Source organism: Enterobacter cloacae complex sp. P29RS, assembly GCF_014893445.1.
Lineage (GTDB): Bacteria > Pseudomonadota > Gammaproteobacteria > Enterobacterales > Enterobacteriaceae > Enterobacter > Enterobacter intestinihominis.
In genome coordinates this window covers 1-19,295 of sequence record NZ_JADBPZ010000034.1, presented here as the reverse complement: position 1 = coordinate 19,295, position 19,295 = coordinate 1, and the positions used below count along the sequence as shown (strand labels likewise).

The 19,295-nt window shown below is 52.7% G+C and carries 18 protein-coding genes; 17 read left to right on the top strand and 1 reads right to left on the bottom strand.

The annotated features are described in order from the left end of the window. The first annotated feature begins 168 nt into the window (after positions 1-168). From IM282_RS20825 to IM282_RS20760, 14 genes are all read left to right on the top strand, one after another. Positions 169-1,143 (top strand): MDR family oxidoreductase, encoded by a 975-nt coding sequence (locus IM282_RS20825; RefSeq protein WP_023298743.1) that lies wholly within the window; start codon positions 169-171, stop codon positions 1,141-1,143. A gap of 77 nt (positions 1,144-1,220) precedes the next feature. Continuing rightward, positions 1,221-2,222 (top strand): protein-methionine-sulfoxide reductase catalytic subunit MsrP, encoded by a 1,002-nt coding sequence (gene msrP, locus IM282_RS20820; RefSeq protein WP_045309168.1) that lies wholly within the window; start codon positions 1,221-1,223, stop codon positions 2,220-2,222. Beyond that, entirely contained in the window at positions 2,223-2,822 is a 600-nt protein-coding gene (gene msrQ, locus IM282_RS20815; protein WP_022649567.1) for a protein-methionine-sulfoxide reductase heme-binding subunit MsrQ, read from the top strand. 234 nt (positions 2,823-3,056) lie between these two features. Continuing rightward, positions 3,057-3,509: a type II 3-dehydroquinate dehydratase gene (aroQ, locus tag IM282_RS20810; RefSeq protein WP_022649568.1), complete on the top strand. Its 453-nt coding sequence runs from the start codon at positions 3,057-3,059 to the stop codon at positions 3,507-3,509. 21 nt (positions 3,510-3,530) lie between these two features. Then, positions 3,531-3,992 carry an acetyl-CoA carboxylase biotin carboxyl carrier protein gene (gene accB, locus IM282_RS20805; protein WP_010436174.1) on the top strand — a complete coding sequence of 154 codons (462 nt, stop codon included), beginning with the start codon at positions 3,531-3,533 and terminating at the stop codon, positions 3,990-3,992. A 10-nt stretch (positions 3,993-4,002) separates the two neighbouring features. Further along, complete coding sequence (gene accC, locus IM282_RS20800; RefSeq protein ID WP_003860388.1) at positions 4,003-5,352, top strand: acetyl-CoA carboxylase biotin carboxylase subunit; 1,350 nt, start codon at positions 4,003-4,005, stop codon at positions 5,350-5,352. 108 nt (positions 5,353-5,460) lie between these two features. Beyond that, a complete protein-coding gene (locus IM282_RS20795) occupies positions 5,461-5,703 on the top strand; it encodes a YhdT family protein (RefSeq protein ID WP_022649569.1) in 243 nt (80 codons plus the stop codon). Continuing rightward, complete coding sequence (gene panF, locus IM282_RS20790; protein ID WP_192970793.1) at positions 5,693-7,144, top strand: sodium/pantothenate symporter; 1,452 nt, start codon at positions 5,693-5,695, stop codon at positions 7,142-7,144. The genes IM282_RS20795 and panF overlap by 11 nt, the downstream gene beginning before the upstream one ends. Before the next feature lie 11 nt (positions 7,145-7,155). Continuing rightward, entirely contained in the window at positions 7,156-8,037 is an 882-nt protein-coding gene (prmA, locus tag IM282_RS20785; protein ID WP_022649571.1) for a 50S ribosomal protein L11 methyltransferase, read from the top strand. A gap of 137 nt (positions 8,038-8,174) precedes the next feature. Then, positions 8,175-8,915: a carbonic anhydrase gene (locus IM282_RS20780; RefSeq protein WP_023298748.1), complete on the top strand. Its 741-nt coding sequence runs from the start codon at positions 8,175-8,177 to the stop codon at positions 8,913-8,915. Positions 8,916-9,244: 329 nt separating this feature from the next. Next, positions 9,245-10,210, top strand: a complete 966-nt coding sequence (gene dusB, locus IM282_RS20775) for a tRNA dihydrouridine synthase DusB (RefSeq protein ID WP_192970789.1) — start codon at positions 9,245-9,247, stop codon at positions 10,208-10,210. Positions 10,211-10,233: 23 nt separating this feature from the next. After that, positions 10,234-10,530 carry a DNA-binding transcriptional regulator Fis gene (gene fis / locus IM282_RS20770; RefSeq protein WP_000462905.1) on the top strand — a complete coding sequence of 99 codons (297 nt, stop codon included), beginning with the start codon at positions 10,234-10,236 and terminating at the stop codon, positions 10,528-10,530. A gap of 178 nt (positions 10,531-10,708) precedes the next feature. After that, positions 10,709-10,873 (top strand): DUF2556 family protein, encoded by a 165-nt coding sequence (locus IM282_RS20765; protein WP_003860373.1) that lies wholly within the window; start codon positions 10,709-10,711, stop codon positions 10,871-10,873. Between the two features lie 139 nt (positions 10,874-11,012). After that, positions 11,013-13,097 carry a bifunctional diguanylate cyclase/phosphodiesterase gene (locus tag IM282_RS20760; protein WP_045622129.1) on the top strand — a complete coding sequence of 695 codons (2,085 nt, stop codon included), beginning with the start codon at positions 11,013-11,015 and terminating at the stop codon, positions 13,095-13,097. On the opposite strand, the gene envR is transcribed toward IM282_RS20760, so the two are convergent. Next, positions 13,092-13,739: an acrEF/envCD operon transcriptional regulator gene (envR, locus tag IM282_RS20755; protein ID WP_022649574.1), complete on the bottom strand. Its 648-nt coding sequence runs from the start codon at positions 13,737-13,739 to the stop codon at positions 13,092-13,094. The genes IM282_RS20760 and envR overlap by 6 nt on opposite strands. Positions 13,740-14,135: 396 nt before the next feature. Here envR and IM282_RS20750 point away from each other — a divergent pair, with 396 nt between their 5' ends. From IM282_RS20750 to IM282_RS20740, 3 genes are all read left to right on the top strand, one after another. Further along, positions 14,136-15,275, top strand: coding sequence for an efflux RND transporter periplasmic adaptor subunit (locus IM282_RS20750; protein ID WP_022649575.1), 1,140 nt, complete (start codon positions 14,136-14,138; stop codon positions 15,273-15,275). A gap of 11 nt (positions 15,276-15,286) precedes the next feature. Continuing rightward, a complete protein-coding gene (locus IM282_RS20745) occupies positions 15,287-18,400 on the top strand; it encodes an efflux RND transporter permease subunit (RefSeq protein ID WP_022649576.1) in 3,114 nt (1,037 codons plus the stop codon). A gap of 247 nt (positions 18,401-18,647) precedes the next feature. Further along, positions 18,648-18,869: a lipoprotein gene (locus IM282_RS20740; RefSeq protein WP_003860364.1), complete on the top strand. Its 222-nt coding sequence runs from the start codon at positions 18,648-18,650 to the stop codon at positions 18,867-18,869. Positions 18,870-19,295: the final 426 nt, after the last annotated feature.

Here is a 19,295-nt window from a genome sequence, read left to right as displayed (position 1 = left end):
GTGGGTTGAAGGGGTCGCAAGTGAGCGCTAACTTGCATTTCAAATGCGGCATACTACCAAACCTGGTGTATCTGGCAATTTATTGCGTTAAATCGGCACTGCGTTTCATTGAGCGAGTATAGTCTTCAGTACATATTTTCCCATCATCAATCCTAGTGAGGACCCTGTATGCAGGCTTTGATCTTAGAACAGCAGGACGGCAAAACCGTTGCCTCGGTGCAAGCCATTGACGAGAGCCGCCTGCCGGAGGGCGACGTGACCGTAGATATCGACTGGTCAAGCCTGAACTATAAAGATGCACTGGCCATTACGGGAAAAGGTAAAATCATCCGAAATTTCCCAATGGTGCCAGGCATCGACTTGGCTGGCCGCGTGCATACCAGTGAAGATCCGCGTTTTCACGCCGGACAGCAGGTGCTGCTCACCGGCTGGGGCGTAGGTGAAAACCACTGGGGAGGACTGGCAGCGCAGGCGCGCGTAAAAGGTGACTGGCTGGTCCCGATGCCGAAAGGCCTGGACGGCCGTAAGGCGATGATCGTCGGCACGGCAGGTTTCACCGCCATGCTCTGCGTGATGGCGCTGGAAGAGGCCGGGATCCGTCCTGACTCTGGCGAAATTGTCGTGACCGGCGCCAGCGGTGGCGTGGGCAGCACGGCCGTCACGCTGCTGCACAAGCTGGGGTACCAGGTCGCCGCCGTCTCTGGCCGCGAAAGTACGCATGATTATCTACGTCAGTTGGGCGCAAGCCGTATTCTGAGCCGCGACGAATTCGCCGAGACCCGTCCGCTGGAAAAACAGGTCTGGGCTGGCGCTGTAGATACCGTCGGCGACAAAGTGCTGGCGAAGGTGCTGGCGCAAATGAATTACGGTGGCTGCGTGGCGGCCTGTGGTCTGGCGGGTGGTTTTGCCCTGCCGACGACGGTGATGCCATTTATTCTGCGTAACGTGCGTCTTCAGGGTGTCGATTCGGTCATGACCCCAGCCGAGCGGCGGGCTGAGGCCTGGGAACGTCTGGCGCGGGATCTGCCAGCCTCATTCTATGAGCAGAGCGCCACTGAGATTACCCTGAGCCAGGCGCCAGAGTACGCCAATAAAATCATGGACAACCAGTTCCACGGTCGTGCGCTGGTTAAAATCGCCTAATCTTCAAATTTTCGTGACATATTCGCGCTAACCCTCCTCCTCCGTCATGCTTAGAAAAACGCCTGACGGAGGATGCCATGAAAACCCGAAAACTGACGGAAGCAGACGTAACGTCCGAGTCTGTCTTTATGCTACAGCGTCGCCAGATCCTGAAAATGCTTGGCATCAGCGCCACTGCCCTGACGCTCCCCCCTGCGGCCCACGCCGATCTGCTCGACTGGTTTAAGGGCAACGACCGCCCGAAAGCCCCCTCTGGCGCACCGCTTAACTTCACGAAACCGGCGCAGTGGCAGAATAAACTGACGTTGACGCCGGAAGATAAAGTCACCGGCTATAACAACTTCTATGAGTTTGGGCTCGATAAGGCCGATCCTGCCGCCAACGCCGGGAGCATGAAAACCGATCCCTGGACGCTGAAGATTGATGGCGAAGTGGCAAAGCCGCTGACGCTGGATCATCATGACCTCACCACCCGCTTCCCACTTGAAGAACGCATTTACCGTATGCGCTGTGTGGAAGCCTGGTCGATGGTGGTGCCGTGGGTAGGTTTCCCTTTGCATAAACTGCTGGCGCTGGTTGAGCCCACCAGCAACGCGAAGTATGTTTCCTTCCAGACGCGCTATGCCCCGGACGAGATGCCAGGCCAGAAGGATCGGTTTATCGGCGGCGGGCTGGAGTATCCCTACGTTGAAGGTTTACGTCTCGACGAAGCCATGCATCCGCTTACGCTGCTCACCGTCGGGGTTTACGGCAAAGCGCTGCCGCCGCAAAACGGGGCGCCCATTCGCCTGACCGTACCGTGGAAATACGGTTTCAAGGGCATCAAATCGATCGTCAGCATTAAGCTCACCCGTGAACGCCCACCCACCACCTGGAACCTCGCAGCGCCAGATGAGTATGGTTTTTTTGCCAACGTTAACCCGCACGTTGATCATCCACGCTGGTCGCAAGCGACGGAACGTTTTATCGGTTCCGGCGGCGCGCTGGATGTTAAACGCCAGCCAACGCTGCTGTTTAACGGCTATGCAGATGAGGTGGCATCCCTCTATCGTGGGCTGAATTTACGGGAGAACTTCTAAGTGCGTTTAACGGCAAAGCAGATAACCTGGCTGAAGGTACTCCTGCATTTAGCCGGATTGCTCCCCTTTATCTGGCTCTTTTGGGCAGCCAGCCAGGGACAGTTCAGTGCCGATCCGGCTAAAGATATTCAGCATTTTACGGGTCGGATGGCTCTGAAATTTTTGCTGGCGACCTTGCTCGTCTCACCGCTGGCGCGCTACGCTAAACAGCCATTGCTAATACGTACCCGTCGGCTTTTGGGGCTATGGTGTTTTGCCTGGGCGACGCTGCATCTCACCAGTTACGCCCTGCTGGAACTGGGCATTAACAACCTGGCACTCCTTGGCAGCGAACTGGTTACGCGTCCTTATCTGACGCTGGGTATCGTAAGCTGGCTGGTTTTGCTGGCGCTGACGCTGACATCCACGCAGTACGCGCAGCGAAAAATGGGACGGCGCTGGCAACTGCTGCACAACTTCGTCTATCTTGTCGCGATCCTCGCACCCATCCATTACCTGTGGTCGGTGAAGATATTATCTCCTCAGCCGGTCATCTACGCCCTGCTGGCATTGGCCCTTTTAGCATGGCGTTACAAGAAGTTCCGCCAGTGGGTACGATAGTCCACGAAACTGTGCGTTTTCCCGCAGATTATTTATCAGCCGCGAATCTTTTTCGGATAGCGGTTGATAATCTTCCCTGATAAGACCAGTATTTAGCTGCCAAATGCTACGAAATCGTTATAATGTGCGACTTCGGTTTTCCGGACAGGGGTTTTTGGCCTCTGAAAGGGTGACAATTGCGTGTTGAGGGTATATGTTGTTTTTTACCCGAAAATCGCAGGAGATAGCGGCACAATGGCTGACAAATTCCAAATTTTAGTATTGAACGGACCGAACCTGAACATGCTCGGCACCCGTGAGCCAGAGAAGTACGGCACGCTGACATTGAGCGAAATTGTTAACCGTCTGGGTACGGAAGCAGCCTCGCTGAATGTGGATTTGGACCATTTTCAGTCAAACGCGGAGTACGCAATCATCGACCGTATTCATCAGGCTAAAGACACTGTGGACTATATCCTGATCAATCCGGCCGCGTTTACGCACACCAGTGTTGCTATACGCGACGCACTGCTCGCGGTGAGTATCCCGTTTATCGAGATCCATCTGAGTAACGTGCACGCCCGAGAGCCGTTCCGCCACCATTCCTACTTGTCAGATATCGCCGCTGGCGTGATATGTGGGCTGGGTGCAGACGGCTATTCATACGCTTTACAGACAGCGGTAAAACGCTTGTCACAATCACACTAAACAAGAGTACGGAACCCACTCATGGATATTCGTAAGATTAAAAAACTGATCGAGCTGGTTGAAGAATCAGGCATCTCCGAACTGGAAATTTCTGAAGGCGAAGAGTCTGTACGCATCAGCCGTGCAGCCCCAGCCGCTAGCTTCCCGGTAATGCAGCAAGCTTATGCTGCGCCAGTGCAGCAGCCTGCGCTCTCCGCAGCCGTTGCACCAGCAGCAGAAGCCGCACCTGCAGCAGCTGCAGAAATCAGTGGTCACATCGTACGTTCCCCAATGGTTGGTACTTTCTACCGCACCCCGAGCCCGGACGCGAAAGCGTTCATCGAAGTGGGTCAGAAAGTCAACGTAGGCGATACCCTGTGCATCGTTGAAGCCATGAAAATGATGAACCAGATCGAAGCAGACAAATCAGGTACTGTGAAAGCGATTCTGGTCGAAAGTGGTCAGCCGGTAGAATTTGACGAGCCGCTGGTCGTCATCGAGTAACGAGGCGAACATGCTGGATAAAATTGTTATCGCCAACCGTGGCGAGATTGCACTGCGTATTCTTCGTGCCTGTAAAGAACTGGGCATCAAGACCGTGGCCGTGCACTCAAGCGCGGATCGCGATTTAAAACACGTATTGCTGGCGGATGAGACGGTCTGTATCGGTCCGGCTCCGTCCGTAAAAAGCTATCTGAACATCCCGGCGATCATCAGCGCCGCCGAAATCACTGGCGCGGTCGCGATTCACCCGGGTTATGGTTTCCTCTCTGAGAACGCCAACTTTGCTGAGCAGGTTGAACGCTCTGGCTTTATCTTCATTGGCCCGAAAGCCGACACCATTCGCCTGATGGGTGACAAAGTGTCTGCCATCACCGCGATGAAAAAAGCCGGCGTGCCAACCGTACCGGGCTCTGACGGCCCGCTGACCGACGATATGGATGCTAACCGCGCCCATGCTAAACGCATTGGCTACCCGGTTATCATCAAGGCGTCTGGCGGCGGCGGCGGTCGCGGTATGCGCGTTGTACGCAGCGATGCTGAACTGGCGCAGTCCATCTCCATGACCAAAGCGGAAGCGAAAGCGGCTTTCAGCAATGACATGGTGTACATGGAAAAATACCTGGAAAACCCACGCCACATCGAAATTCAGGTGCTGGCTGACGGTCAGGGCAACGCGATCTATCTGGCTGAACGTGACTGCTCCATGCAGCGTCGTCACCAGAAAGTCGTCGAAGAAGCGCCAGCGCCGGGCATTACGCCGGAACTGCGTCGCTACATCGGTGAGCGTTGCGCCAAAGCGTGTGTCGATATCGGCTATCGCGGGGCGGGTACCTTTGAGTTCCTGTTCGAAAACGGCGAGTTCTACTTCATTGAGATGAACACCCGTATTCAGGTTGAACACCCGGTTACCGAAATGATCACCGGCGTTGACCTGATCAAAGAACAGCTGCGTATCGCAGCTGGTCAGCCGCTGTCCATCAAACAGGAAGAAGTTGTGGTTAAAGGCCATGCGGTAGAGTGCCGTATCAACGCCGAAGACCCGAACACCTTCCTGCCAAGCCCGGGTAAAATCACGCGTTTCCACGCGCCGGGTGGCTTTGGTGTGCGCTGGGAGTCCCATATTTACGCCGGTTACACCGTACCGCCGTATTATGACTCAATGATCGGTAAGCTGATCTGCTACGGCGAAAACCGTGACGTGGCCATTGCCCGCATGAAGAACGCCCTTCAGGAGCTGATCATCGACGGGATCAAAACCAACGTAGATCTCCAGATGCGCATCATGAGCGACGAGCACTTCCAGAATGGTGGTACTAACATCCACTACCTGGAGAAAAAACTCGGTCTGAACGAGAAGTAAGAGACCAGTGTTGCTAAAAGGCCGGATTATCCGGCCTTTTTTATTTCTGGGGATCGCAAAGCCCCATCATGTACAATCCCCGCTTTCTTCATCCACAAGGGACAAAAAATGGACAAACGTTTTGTTCAGGCCCATAAAGAAGCGCGCTGGGCGCTGTGGCTGACCCTTCTCTATCTCGCTGCATGGTTAGTAACTGCTTACTTACCTGATTCAGCGATTGGCATTACCGGCCTCCCGCACTGGTTTGAAATGGCCTGCCTGCTGCTGCCGCTGGTGTTTATTGTGCTGTGCTGGGCGATGGTGAAATTCATCTATCGCGATATCTCCCTGGAGGACGATGATGCAGCTTGAAGTCATTCTGCCGCTTGTCGCTTACCTGTTCCTGGTGTTTGGCCTGTCGGTTTATGCGATGCGTAAACGTTCGACCGGCACCTTTCTGAACGAGTATTTCCTCGGGAGCCGCTCAATGGGTGGCGTCGTGCTGGCCATGACGCTGACCGCTACTTACATCAGCGCCAGCTCGTTTATCGGTGGCCCGGGCGCCGCTTATAAGTACGGACTGGGCTGGGTACTGCTGGCCATGATCCAGCTGCCTGCCATCTGGCTCTCTCTGGGCATACTGGGTAAAAAGTTTGCCATTCTGGCCCGTCGCTACAATGCCGTGACGCTGAACGATATGCTGTTTGCCCGCTATCAGAGTCGCTTGCTGGTATGGCTGGCAAGCCTGAGTCTGCTGGTGGCGTTTATTGGTGCGATGACGGTGCAGTTTATCGGCGGCGCACGTCTGCTGGAAACGGCAGCCGGGATCCCCTACGAGACGGGTCTGGTCATTTTCGGTGTGAGTATCGCGCTGTACACCGCGTTTGGCGGGTTCCGTGCCAGCGTTCTGAACGACACGATGCAGGGAATGGTGATGCTTATTGGCACTCTCGTTCTGCTGGTGGGTATCGTGCATGCCGCAGGGGGCCTGAGCCATGCGGTTGAAACCCTGGAAGCGATCGATCCGAAACTGGTCTCGCCGCAGGGGGCGGATGACATCCTCTCTCCAACCTTTATGACCTCGTTCTGGGTGCTGGTGTGCTTTGGCGTGATTGGCCTGCCGCATACCGCCGTGCGCTGCATTTCATATAAAGACAGCAAAGCGGTACACCGCGGGATTATTATCGGGACAATTGTGGTGGCAATCCTGATGTTTGGTATGCACCTGGCGGGCGCGCTGGGACGCGCGGTGATCCCTGACCTTACCGTACCGGATCTGGTCATTCCAACCCTGATGGTGAAAGTACTTCCGCCGTTTGCCGCCGGAATTTTCCTCGCCGCACCCATGGCGGCCATTATGTCGACCATCAACGCTCAGTTGCTGCAAAGTTCCGCTACGATCATTAAAGATCTCTATCTGAATTTGCGCCCTGAACAGGTCGAAAATGAGCGACGCCTCAAGCGCATGTCGGCGGTGATTACCCTGGTGCTGGGGGCGTTGCTGCTGCTGGCCGCGTGGCGTCCACCGGAGATGATCATCTGGTTGAACCTGCTCGCCTTTGGCGGGCTGGAAGCCGTTTTCCTGTGGCCGCTGGTGCTGGGGCTGTACTGGGAACGCGCGAATGCCGCGGGTGCATTAAGCGGCATGATTGTCGGGGGCGTCCTGTATGCCGTTCTCGCCACGTTGAAAATTCAGTATCTTGGCTTTCACCCGATCGTGCCTTCGTTACTGTTAAGTTTACTGGCGTTTGTGGTGGGTAACCTTTTTGGCCGTCCCGTTCCACCCGCCACCCTGATTTCTACTGATAAATAAAGAGTTTTGCCATGCCGTGGATCCAATTGAAACTGAACACAACCGGCGCGAACGCCGAAGAACTGAGTGATGCGCTGATGGAGGCCGGTTCGGTCTCTATCACGTTCCAGGACACGCATGACACGCCGGTCTTTGAGCCGCTACCAGGCGAAACGCGCCTGTGGGGTGATACGGACGTTATCGGCCTGTTCGATGCAGAAACCGACATGAAAGAGGTCGTGGCGATTCTGGAAAACCATCCGCTGCTGGGCGCGGGTTTCGCGCATAAAATCGAACAGCTGGAAGACAAAGACTGGGAACGCGAGTGGATGGACAACTTCCATCCGATGCAGTTTGGTCAGCGTCTGTGGATCTGCCCAAGCTGGCGCGACGTTCCCGATGAAAATGCGGTCAACGTAATGCTGGATCCGGGTCTGGCGTTCGGCACCGGTACCCACCCGACAACCTCCCTGTGCCTGCAATGGCTGGATGGCCTGGATCTGGAAGGCAAAACCGTGATCGACTTCGGTTGCGGATCCGGGATCCTCGCTATCGCGGCGCTGAAACTGGGCGCGGCAAAAGCCATCGGGATCGACATCGATCCGCAGGCGATTCAGGCCAGCCGTGATAACGCCGAGCGTAATGGCGTTTCCGATCGCCTTGAACTGTATCTGCCCGATGCACAGCCAGAGGCCATGAAAGCCGATGTGGTGGTCGCGAATATCCTGGCTGGCCCGTTACGCGAGCTGGCGCCGTTAATCAGCGTGCTGCCGGTTGAAGGCGGTCTGCTGGGCCTGTCCGGTATCCTTGCCAGCCAGGCAGACAGCGTCTGTGAAGCCTACGCCGATCTCTTTGCGCTCGACCCGGTTGTCGAGAAAGAAGAGTGGTGTCGCATCACCGGTCGTAAAAAATAAGCCTTTGGCGTGGTCGTCTGACCACGCCTTTTTCCTTCGGTTTTTTCTCCCCCCTTCATCCTTTCTTCGATAAAATAACCACACAAATCACAATGTTAATCATTGATTTGGATAATAAAATTCACAGGAAGAATACGATGAAACACATTTCAGGCAAGGCAGCGCTGCTGGCGCTGAGCGTGATTTCGGCTTCAACTTACGCCTCACACTGGAGCTATCAAGGAGAAGGCGCACCGGAACACTGGGGCGAACTGGACGAGGCGTACAAGACGTGTAAAAGCGGGATGTATCAGTCGCCGGTTAACATTGATAATACGGTCAAAGCTCACATCTCTCCGCTGGAAACGCACTATATCGACGGCCCGGTCACACTGACAAACAACGGCCATACTATCCAGGCGAGTGAAAATGCCGATACACGCGACAGCATCACGCTTGATAAACAGACCTGGACATTACAGCAGTTCCATTTCCATGCGCCTTCCGAAAACACGGTGCACGGTAAAAAATACGCAATGGAAATGCATCTGGTCCATAAAAACGCTGACGGCGAACTGACGGTCGTTGCCGTTATGTTCGATCAGGGCGCGGCAAACGCTGCACTGGATAAACTCTGGGGCGTGATGCCAGGGCAGGTTGACCAGAACGTTACAATTAAGCCAACCCTCGATATGAATAAATTACTGCCTGCGGATAAAACCTACTGGCGTTTTAGCGGCTCCCTGACCACGCCACCGTGCTCAGAAGGGGTGACATGGTTGGTGCTCAAGCATCCGCTGACCGTCTCTGCTGAACAGCTGCAAAAATTCACTCACACTATGCACCACGAAAACAGCCGCCCGGTTCAGCCGCTTCATGGACGTCTGGTTGTTGAATAAGCCGATTTTTTGCGCTGATATCCTGTGCTGAAATGCGACGCAGATCGCAAAGAAGCGCCATAATCTGCTGCATATCGCAGCAGATTATCCCGGCCAATTGATTCATTTATTCAGAAATGATGAGAAGTTACGGGAAATTGTAAGCGCCCACAAAATGTTCATTTCTTCATAACACAATGATTTAAATAGCGAATAATCTTATCCGAAAAGAATGACTGGCGATTCCTTGATCTACAACAGAGGATTGTTCAAAGTTTGGCCTTTCATCTCGTGCAAAAAATGCGTAATATACGCCGCCTTGCAGTCACAGTATGGTCATTTCTTAACTCATGCGCATCGGACACCACCAGCTTAGAAATCGCCTGATCGCAGCCCCAATGGCAGGTATTACCGACCGGCCGTTCAGGACGCTGTGCTACGAGATGGGAGCAGGATTAACCGTTTCCGAGATGATGTCGTCTAACCCGCAGGTTTGGGAAAGCGACAAGTCCCGCCTTCGGATGGTGCACGTGGATGAGCCAGGTATCCGCACCGTGCAAATTGCCGGAAGCGTGCCTGAAGAGATGGCAGATGCCGCGCGTATTAACGTGGAAAGTGGTGCCCAGATTATTGATATCAATATGGGTTGCCCGGCCAAAAAGGTGAATCGCAAGCTTGCAGGTTCAGCCCTTCTGCAATACCCCGACCAGGTGAAGTCAATCCTGACGGCGGTTGTCAGCGCAGTGGACGTTCCTGTTACGTTGAAGATTCGCACGGGTTGGTCGCCGGAACACCGTAACTGTGTAGAGATTGCCCAACTGGCCGAAGACTGTGGCATTCAGGCCCTGACCATTCATGGACGCACTCGCGCCTGTTTGTTCAACGGTGAAGCTGAATACGACAGCATTCGGGCAGTTAAGCAGAAAGTTTCCATTCCGATTATCGCGAATGGCGACATAACTGACCCGCTTAAAGCCAGAGCTGTGCTCGACTATACGGGAGCTGATGCTCTGATGATAGGACGTGCCGCTCAGGGAAGACCCTGGATCTTTCGGGAAATCCAGCATTATCTGGACACTGGGGAGCTGCTTGCCCCGCTGCCTCTGGCAGAGGTTAAGCGCTTGCTTTGTTCGCATATTCGGGAACTGCATGACCACTACGGCCAGGCAAAAGGGTACCGAATTGCGCGTAAACACGTATCCTGGTATCTCCAGGAGCACGCTCCAAATGACCAGTTTCGGCGCACATTCAACGCCATTGAGGATGCCAGCGAACAGCTGGAGGCGTTGGAGGCATACTTCGAAAATCTTGCGTAATGAAATAAAGAGCTGACAGAACTATGTTCGAACAACGCGTAAATTCTGACGTACTGACCGTTTCTACCGTTAACTCTCAGGATCAGGTGACTCAAAAGCCCCTGCGTGACTCGGTTAAACAGGCACTGAAGAACTATTTTGCTCAACTGAACGGTCAAGATGTTAATGACCTGTATGAGCTGGTACTGGCTGAAGTTGAACAGCCACTGTTGGACATGGTGATGCAATACACCCGTGGTAATCAAACCCGCGCTGCCCTGATGATGGGCATCAACCGTGGTACCCTGCGTAAGAAATTGAAAAAATACGGCATGAACTGATACTAATCAGTTAAATGCTTGTTTAAAAAGGCGCTCTTCGGCATGGGGAAGCGCCTTTTTTATTGCCCGGATGAGCGACCGTCAACGCTTTGTAAACCTTCTCCTTCCCCACTTTTCAACGCCCGCTTTTCGTGTATATTTCCACCACCTTACAGGCTCTCTTTTCGCGGAATGACACATGATTCGTAAATACTGGTGGCTGGTCGTTTTTGCTGTCTCTGTTTTCATTTTCGATGCGCTGCTGATGCAGTGGATTGAACTGATGAGCACCGAAACCGATAAATGTCGCAATATGAATTCCGTGAACCCGCTAAAACTGGTCAACTGCTCAGAGCTGGACTAGCCTCTTCCATCCTGTACCCCTCTGTTATCACCCAATAAAAACAGGGGCTTAAATCACTTTTCGTCATTTCCTGACGATGATAATGTCTGTGCCCTTTCCAACCGCTCTTGCTTAACGTCTCACAACGAGTGAACAGACCATGCTGGTTAGCCAATACAACCAAATCCTCGTCGTCATCTCCTTTATTGTCGCCATTCTTGCCGCCTATACCGCGCTGAATATGGCTGCGCGCGTTGCCGGAAGCCAGGGCGTCGCTGCACGCGTCTGGCTGGCAGGTGGCGGAGTTTCGATGGGGATTGGCGTGTGGGCGATGCATTTCATCGGTATGCTGGCGATGGATCTTTCCATGAGCATGAGTTACAACGCGACCCTGACCGTGCTTTCGATGATTATCGCCATCAGCTCGTCAATGTTCGCCCTGTGGCTCGTTAGCGGCGAGCAGCTACATTTGCGCCGACTGCTGCCTGGCGCCGTCGTGATGGGTGCAGGCATAGTTACCATGCACTACACCGGTATGGCTGCCCTGGAGGTCACTCCGGGTATTGTCTGGGATAAAACGTGGATGGCTATCTCTGTGGGAATAGCCCTTGCCGCTTCACTGGCCGCTCTTTGGCTGACGTTCCGTTTACGTCAGGAAGCTGCACGAATGGCGTTGATGCGTCTGGGGGCGGCGATCACCATGGGCATCGCTATCGCTGGCATGCATTACGCCGGCATGGAAGCAGCACAATTTCCAATGTCGACGATGGTCCACCATCATGGCATTAACGGGAGCTGGCTGGCGATACTGGTTAGCGTGGTCGCGCTCGCTATTCTGGGGATTACGCTGCTGGTATCGATGTTCGATGCCCGCCTTCAGGCTCGTACCTCGCTGCTGGCCTCATCACTGGCAGAAGCTAACCGTGAACTCGCTCAGCTGGCGTTGCATGATACGCTGACGCGCTTACCCAATCGTATTCTGCTTGAGGATCGCCTCGATCAGGCCATCAGCAAGGCCGATCGCGAAGGAAGCCCTTTCGCGCTGATGTTTATGGATCTTGATGGCTTTAAAACCGTCAACGATGCCTATGGTCATGATGTCGGTGACAAGCTTCTGGTTGCGGTGACTCAGCGTTTGCTGTTGCAGTTGAAAGGTCAGTACACGCTGGCGCGTATCGGTGGGGATGAATTCGTCCTGCTGGCCGAAACCACTACCCCGGATGATGCTGCCTCACTGGCAAATTCACTGGTACGCGTCATTGATAGCCCGTTCCATCTCGATCCTTACGAACTGATGGTCACCCTGAGCATTGGCATTGCGCTCTATCCACACGATGGCAAAACCGATCGTGAACTGATGTTTAACGCTGATGCTGCGATGTACCACACGAAACATATGGGTCGTAACGGTTATCACTTCTTTCAGCCGTCAATGAATACGCTGGCGCAGACGCATCTTCAGCTGATGAATGATCTGTGGCAGGCCATCGACCGTAATGAGTTACGTCTGCTTTATCAACCTAAATTCCACGCCCCTGCCGGGCCGGTCATCGGATTCGAAGCGCTGTTACGCTGGCAGCATCCCAAACAGGGATTACTGCCCCCCGACCTGTTTCTACCGCTTGCAGAGAAAACCGGGCTGATTATTCCAATTGGAAACTGGGTAATCGACGAGGCCTGCCGCCAGCTGCGAGAATGGCACCTTCAGGGCCACACGGACTGGTCAATGGCGGTGAATCTTTCTACGTTGCAGTTCGAACAGCCGTCGCTGGTTAAAACGGTTCTCGATTGTCTGACGCGCCATAGCGTACCGCCCGGCATGTTGATCCTGGAGGTGACCGAAACCACGGCGATGAGCAATCCGGACGAAAGCGTTCGTGTCCTGACAGCGCTGACGGATGCGGGCGTAAAAGCCTCGATAGACGATTTTGGTACAGGTTATTCAAGCCTTCTTTATCTTAAGCGACTCCCTGCCTGCGAGTTGAAAATCGATCGTGCTTTTGTAAAAGAGTTAAGTGGAGAGAGTGAAGATGCGACGATCGTCTCGGCGATTATCGCCCTGGCAAAAACGCTGAATCTGAAGGTCGTGGCAGAAGGGGTCGAAACCGCAGCGCAGCAGACCTTTCTGACAGAACTGGGATGCAATACGCTACAGGGTTATCTGCTGGGCAAACCGATTACCGCGCAGGCTATTATGGAACAGTGCCAGCACGGGGAGATGTCACCATCCCGTATGCAATCATGAGGCTGTATCGTAGAACACTGGCGCCACTCGAGTGATATTTAGTGTCGCAAGAATATTATCCACCAGCGCCGGCGCCTGTTTGTACAGATTAAAACTGTTGCTATCCATTAACCAGTTTTTAATGACTCCGCTAAAAAATGCGTGGAAAACAATCAGCGCCAGTTCAATATTAGTTTGGGAAGAAATAATGCTACGCGCAACGCATTGTCTCAACGTCCTGCGAAGATAAGTATCGTTTAAACCGATCCGCTTGCGTATTTCACATTCTGAAATCACATCGTCATGAAATTCACACTTATGATACAGAATTTGTAAAAGAGCATACTGGCGTGGCTCGCTCGCAATATATTGCAGCGCGACAATAAACTGTTCACGAAGCATTAACAAAGGGTCATCTTTTTCAGAAAGTATTAACCTGTCACGAATCATTTCACGCAGCGGCAATTGCTGTTCCCAGATGGCGTTAAATATTTCCGCTTTACTCGAAAAATGCCAGTAAACCGCCCCGCGAGTAAGTTGAGCAGCATCGGCGATGTCGGTAAGCGTGGTATTAGCCACGCCACGTGTCGCGAATAGCCCGATAGCGGCTTCAATCAGCTGCTGCCGGGTCTTTTGAGCCTCTTCTTTCTTTTTACGCGCCATAGCCTGCTACTCATTACTTATACGGTTGATACGACATCAAACGTTATTAAAGGGTCGTGTAAGTCAAAGTATTCACCATAACCCGTTTTAGTTTTGCACAAAAAAAGTCAATTCATTTAATTTATAATTCATACGAATAAATTGAGCGAATCAAATTCATTAAATAAATAGTTTGTATTTACTCATAAGTATTCCGTTGATTATCCTGACAGAAGCCGGATTTCGAATACACTGGTTCAGAATCTGATTTTGCTTTTTATTGCCTCCATCAGCACTTATAAATTAAAAAACCTTGAATACCCTCATTATTATACGCAGCTACATTTCTTTTTTTGCCTCACACCCTTTCACCGACTTATGGCATATATCGGTTCAAGGGTAGTTTAAGGAACAGTAATGACGAATCACTTCAGACGCTTACCCTTATCCGGTTTCATTGTCTGTGCTGCACTGCTCGCCGGGTGCGATGGGCAAGAAAACCCACAGCAGCATGGGCAAGCTCCTCAGGTCAGTGTTCATATTGTCAAAAGCGCGCCACTGGCCGTAACGACGGAATTGCCAGGCAGAACTGACGCTTATCGTGTAGCGGAGGTTCGTCCCCAGGTAAGTGGTATCATTCTGCACCGTAATTTTACCGAAGGCAGCGACGTCAAAGCGGGTGAATCACTTTATCAGATCGATCCGGCCACCTATCAGGCAGCCTACGACAATGCGAAAGGTGAACTGGTAAAAGCGCAGGCGGCGGCAAACATAGCCCATCTGACGGTAAAACGTTACCTTCCGCTGGTCGGTACGCAATATGTGAGCAAGCAGGAGTATGATCAGGCGGTGGCAACCGCCCAGCAGGCGGATGCAAGCGTCGTTGCCGCGAAAGCTGGCGTTGAGAGCGCGCGGATCAATCTTGCTTATACGAAAGTCACATCGCCAATCAACGGGCGCATTGGCAAATCCAGCGTCACTGAAGGGGCGTTAGTCACTAATGGTCAGTCAACCGCACTGGCGACAGTTCAGCAGCTCGATCCCATTTATGTCGATGTAACGCAATCCAGCAGCGATTTTATGCGTCTGAAGCAGCAGACGAGCCTGCAAAAGGGAGACACCAGCAGCGTTGAGTTGCTGATGGAAAATGGCCAGCCTTATCCGCTGAAAGGAACGCTCCAGTTCTCTGATGTCACGGTAGATGAAAGTACCGGCTCAATCACCCTTCGCGCTCTCTTCCCTAACCCTCAGCATATGCTGTTACCGGGTATGTTTGTCCGTGCACGCATTGACGAAGGCACACAGCCTGATGCCATCCTTGTTCCCCAGCAGGGGGTAACCCGTACACCTCGCGGTGATGCAACCGTGCTTGTGGTAAACGATAAAAACCAGGTGGAATCTCGCACTGTCGTTGCACCGCAGGCGATTGGCGATCGGTGGTTGATCACGGAAGGTCTGAAAAATGGCGACCGCGTCATTATCAGCGGCCTGCAAAAAGTTCGCCCTGGCGTCACCGCCGTGGCTATTCCTGATACCGCCGCGACTCCAGCCAGTTAAGGGATAACGAGATGGCTAATTTCTTTATTCAACGGCCTGTTTTCGCCTGGGTGCTCTCCATCATTCTGATGATTGCGGGCGGGCTGGCCATTTTAAAACTGCCGGTGGCGCAATATCCAACCATTGCGCCGCCAGCAGTTGCGGTGACAGCGACCTACCCTGGCGCTGATGCCCAGACGGTCCAGGATACCGTGACGCAGGTTATCGAACAGAACATGAACGGAATCGACAATCTGATGTACATGTCGTCCACCAGTGATTCTGCCGGTAACGTCACCATCACCCTGACGTTCGAGTCGGGTACGGATCCTGATATCGCGCAGGTGCAGGTTCAGAACAAACTCCAGCTCGCTATGCCGCTGCTACCGCAAGAAGTACAGCAACAGGGGATCGGCGTGGAAAAATCCAGCAGCAGCTTCCTGCTGGTCGCGGGATTTGTGTCGGATAATAAAAACCTCACTCAGGATGATATCTCCGACTATGTCGCTTCTAACGTAAAAGATGCGATCAGCCGTACTTCCGGCGTCGGTGATGTGCAGCTGTTCGGTGCGCAGTATGCAATGCGCATCTGGCTGGACAGCAACGCGATGAATAAATATCAGCTCACGCCGTTGGATGTCATTAACCAACTGAAAACGCAGAACGACCAGATTGCTGCGGGCCAGTTGGGAGGAACGCCGTCCGTACCAGGGCAGCAACTGAACGCCTCAATTATTGCTCAAACGCGCCTGAAATCGCCGGAGGAGTTTGGCCGTGTGACGCTGAAGGTGAACCAGGACGGTTCAATGGTCCACCTGAAAGATGTGGCCCGCATTGAGCTGGGTGGCGAAAACTACAACATGGTCACCAAAATCAATGGCCAGGCAGCAACGGGGCTCGGGATCAAGCTGGCGACTGGCGCAAACGCGCTGGATACCGCTGCCGCCATTAAGAGTAAACTGGCGCAGTTGCAGCCCTTCTTCCCTCAGGGCCTGAAAGTCGTTTATCCGTACGACACCACACCTTTCGTGAAGATCTCAATCCATGAAGTGGTGAAGACGCTGTTTGAAGCGATCGTTCTCGTGTTCCTGGTGATGTACTTGTTCCTGCAAAACCTGCGGGCGACCCTTATTCCGACTATTGCCGTGCCCGTGGTGCTACTGGGTACCTTTGCGGTACTGGCTGCGTTTGGTTTCTCCATTAACACCCTGACGATGTTCGGGATGGTATTGGCGATAGGTTTGCTCGTCGATGATGCCATCGTGGTGGTTGAGAACGTAGAACGCGTCATGGTTGAGGACAAGCTGCCGCCAAAAGAGGCGACCCAGAAGTCGATGGAGCAAATCCAGGGCGCTCTGGTGGGCATTGCCATGGTGCTTTCAGCGGTGTTTATTCCGATGGCATTTTTTGGAGGTTCAACCGGGGCTATCTATCGCCAGTTCTCGCTGACCATTGTCTCCGCGATGGCCTTATCGGTGCTGGTGGCGTTGATATTAACGCCTGCTTTATGTGCAACGCTGCTCAAACCGGTTTCCAGCGACCATCATGAAAAGAAAGGTGGATTCTTCGGCTGGTTTAACGCGCTTTTTGATAAGAGCGTGGAGCACTACAGCAACAGCGTGAGCGGCATTTTACGTAAGACCGGACGCTATCTGCTGGTTTACGTCATCATCGTCGGCGGCATGGCAGTACTGTTCCTGCGCCTGCCTTCCTCCTTCCTGCCGGAAGAGGATCAGGGGGTGTTTATGACGATGGTTCAGCTGCCGGCAGGGGCGACGCAGATGCGTACCCAGCAGGTACTCGATCAGGTTCAGGACTATTATCTGACGAAAGAGAAAGCGAACGTTGAATCGGTCTTTACCGTAAACGGATTTAGCTTCAGCGGGCAGGGGCAGAACTCCGGTATCGCTTTCGTCAGCCTGAAGCCGTGGGAAGAACGCCCGGGCAAGGAAAACGGCGTTGAGGCGATTGTCAGCCGCGCAACGAAAGCGTTTAGCCAGATCAAAGATGGTCTTGTATTTCCGTTTAACCTCCCTGCCATTATTGAACTGGGTACCGCAACAGGCTTTGACTTTGAACTGATTGACCAGGCAAACCTGGGACATACGCAGCTCACGCAGGCACGTAACCAATTGCTTGGCATGGTAAGGGAACATCCTGACTTACTGGTCCGCGTGCGTCCTAACGGACTGGAAGATACGCCACAGTACAAACTGGATGTCGACCAGGAGAAGGCCCAGGCGCTGGGTGTGAGCATATCTGATGTCAATCAGACCATCTCAACAGCATTGGGTGGCACTTATGTGAACGACTTTATCGATCATGGACGCGTGAAAAAAGTTTATGTCCAGGCTGATGCTCGCTTCCGTATGTTACCAGGAGATATTAACGACCTGTATGTGCGTAGTGCTAACGGCGAAATGGTGCCTTTCTCTGCCTTTAGCAGCTCTCACTGGGTGTACGGCTCACCTCGTCTGGAACGTTACAATGGGATGCCATCAATGGAGATCCTCGGTGAGTCTGCGCCAGGCAAAAGTACCGGTGAGGCAATGGAGATGATGGAAAGCCTTGCGTCGAAACTGCCTTCCGGAATTGGCTACGACTGGACGGGGATGTCTTATCAGGAACGTCTTTCCGGAAATCAGGCTCCAGCACTGTATGCCATTTCACTGATTGTGGTGTTCCTGTGTCTGGCGGCTCTCTATGAAAGCTGGTCAATTCCATTCTCGGTCATGCTGGTTGTGCCCCTGGGGGTGATCGGCGCGCTTCTGGCTGCATCAATACGTGGGCTGAACAATGACGTTTACTTCCAGGTTGGTCTGCTTACGACAATTGGTTTATCAGCCAAAAACGCCATACTGATCGTTGAGTTCGCCAAGGATCTTATGGATAAAGAAGGCAAAGGGATTATTGAAGCCACGCTGGAAGCCTCACGTATGCGTCTGCGCCCTATCCTGATGACCTCTCTGGCATTTATCCTTGGTGTTATGCCTCTGGTCATCAGTAGTGGCGCAGGTAGTGGGGCACAAAACGCTGTCGGGACGGGCGTGATGGGCGGGATGCTGTCAGCCACTCTGCTGGCCATTTTCTTTGTTCCTGTTTTCTTCGTTGTTGTCCGGAGACGGTTTACAAAGCATAAGGATTAATGAAAATCATAAAGGCACCTCTGGTGCCTTTTTTATTTCCTGTCAGCATTCTAATAAAAAGACATCTCTTCACATTTCCTCCATAAATAATCAACGCCCCTCTTTTTTCTCCATGATTTTTACAATCCACACAATTTGAGATTATTCCCCGTGCTGTATGGTATTAGTGCGGTGGTAAAATAATCATCAATTCGTAAATTGCCGCATCGGCTCTTAAGCGAATAAGCGATCATATTGAGGTAACATCATGAAAAGATTCCTTTCCGTTGCACTCCTCGCTGCGCTGCTTGCTGGTTGCGCGCACGACTCTCCCTGTGTACCGGTATACGACGATCAGGGGCGACTGGTTCACACCAATACCTGTATGAAGGGGACTACCCAGGATAACTGGGAAACAGCAGGTGCGATTGCCGGTGGCGCCGCAGCAATAGCTGGCCTGACTCTCGGTATTGTCGCCCTGACTAAATAATACTTTTAAAAGCGCGGCTATCGCCGCGCTTTTATTTTATCTAATCAAAGGGATGTATATTTCCCCTCTCAGATATCATCAGATAATTTTAGATTCAGTATCCTGTTTTTTTTATAGCCCTATTTCCTTACCCATACAACCTCCGTCTGAATCACTGAATTGATTTAACGCTGCTGCGAGTAAGCATTATGCATTCCGTGAATTCATTTATAGCTGGGTTAAGACGCTTTAATACGTCAAGTAAGGTATTAACGGCACTCGTTGGAATATCTGATAAGGAAATTGGTTTAGCTGAGGGCATAACGCAAAAAGGCCATCCTTTCGGATGGCCTTTCTACTTGTTTGATGTCTGGCAGTTCCCTACTCTCACATGGGGAGACCCCACACTACCATCGGCGCTACGGCGTTTCACTTCTGAGTTCGGCA

Coding starts and splice junctions, on each gene's coding strand:
- IM282_RS20825 (WP_023298743.1), top strand. CDS start 169: ATGCAGGCTTTGATCTTAGAACAGCAGGACGGCAAAACCGTTGCCTCG.
- msrP (WP_045309168.1), top strand. CDS start 1,221: ATGAAAACCCGAAAACTGACGGAAGCAGACGTAACGTCCGAGTCTGTC.
- aroQ (WP_022649568.1), top strand. CDS start 3,057: ATGGCTGACAAATTCCAAATTTTAGTATTGAACGGACCGAACCTGAAC.
- accB (WP_010436174.1), top strand. CDS start 3,531: ATGGATATTCGTAAGATTAAAAAACTGATCGAGCTGGTTGAAGAATCA.
- accC (WP_003860388.1), top strand. CDS start 4,003: ATGCTGGATAAAATTGTTATCGCCAACCGTGGCGAGATTGCACTGCGT.
- IM282_RS20795 (WP_022649569.1), top strand. CDS start 5,461: ATGGACAAACGTTTTGTTCAGGCCCATAAAGAAGCGCGCTGGGCGCTG.
- panF (WP_192970793.1), top strand. CDS start 5,693: ATGCAGCTTGAAGTCATTCTGCCGCTTGTCGCTTACCTGTTCCTGGTG.
- prmA (WP_022649571.1), top strand. CDS start 7,156: ATGCCGTGGATCCAATTGAAACTGAACACAACCGGCGCGAACGCCGAA.
- IM282_RS20780 (WP_023298748.1), top strand. CDS start 8,175: ATGAAACACATTTCAGGCAAGGCAGCGCTGCTGGCGCTGAGCGTGATT.
- dusB (WP_192970789.1), top strand. CDS start 9,245: ATGCGCATCGGACACCACCAGCTTAGAAATCGCCTGATCGCAGCCCCA.
- fis (WP_000462905.1), top strand. CDS start 10,234: ATGTTCGAACAACGCGTAAATTCTGACGTACTGACCGTTTCTACCGTT.
- IM282_RS20765 (WP_003860373.1), top strand. CDS start 10,709: ATGATTCGTAAATACTGGTGGCTGGTCGTTTTTGCTGTCTCTGTTTTC.
- IM282_RS20760 (WP_045622129.1), top strand. CDS start 11,013: ATGCTGGTTAGCCAATACAACCAAATCCTCGTCGTCATCTCCTTTATT.
- envR (WP_022649574.1), bottom strand. CDS start 13,739: ATGGCGCGTAAAAAGAAAGAAGAGGCTCAAAAGACCCGGCAGCAGCTG.
- IM282_RS20750 (WP_022649575.1), top strand. CDS start 14,136: ATGACGAATCACTTCAGACGCTTACCCTTATCCGGTTTCATTGTCTGT.
- IM282_RS20745 (WP_022649576.1), top strand. CDS start 15,287: ATGGCTAATTTCTTTATTCAACGGCCTGTTTTCGCCTGGGTGCTCTCC.
- IM282_RS20740 (WP_003860364.1), top strand. CDS start 18,648: ATGAAAAGATTCCTTTCCGTTGCACTCCTCGCTGCGCTGCTTGCTGGT.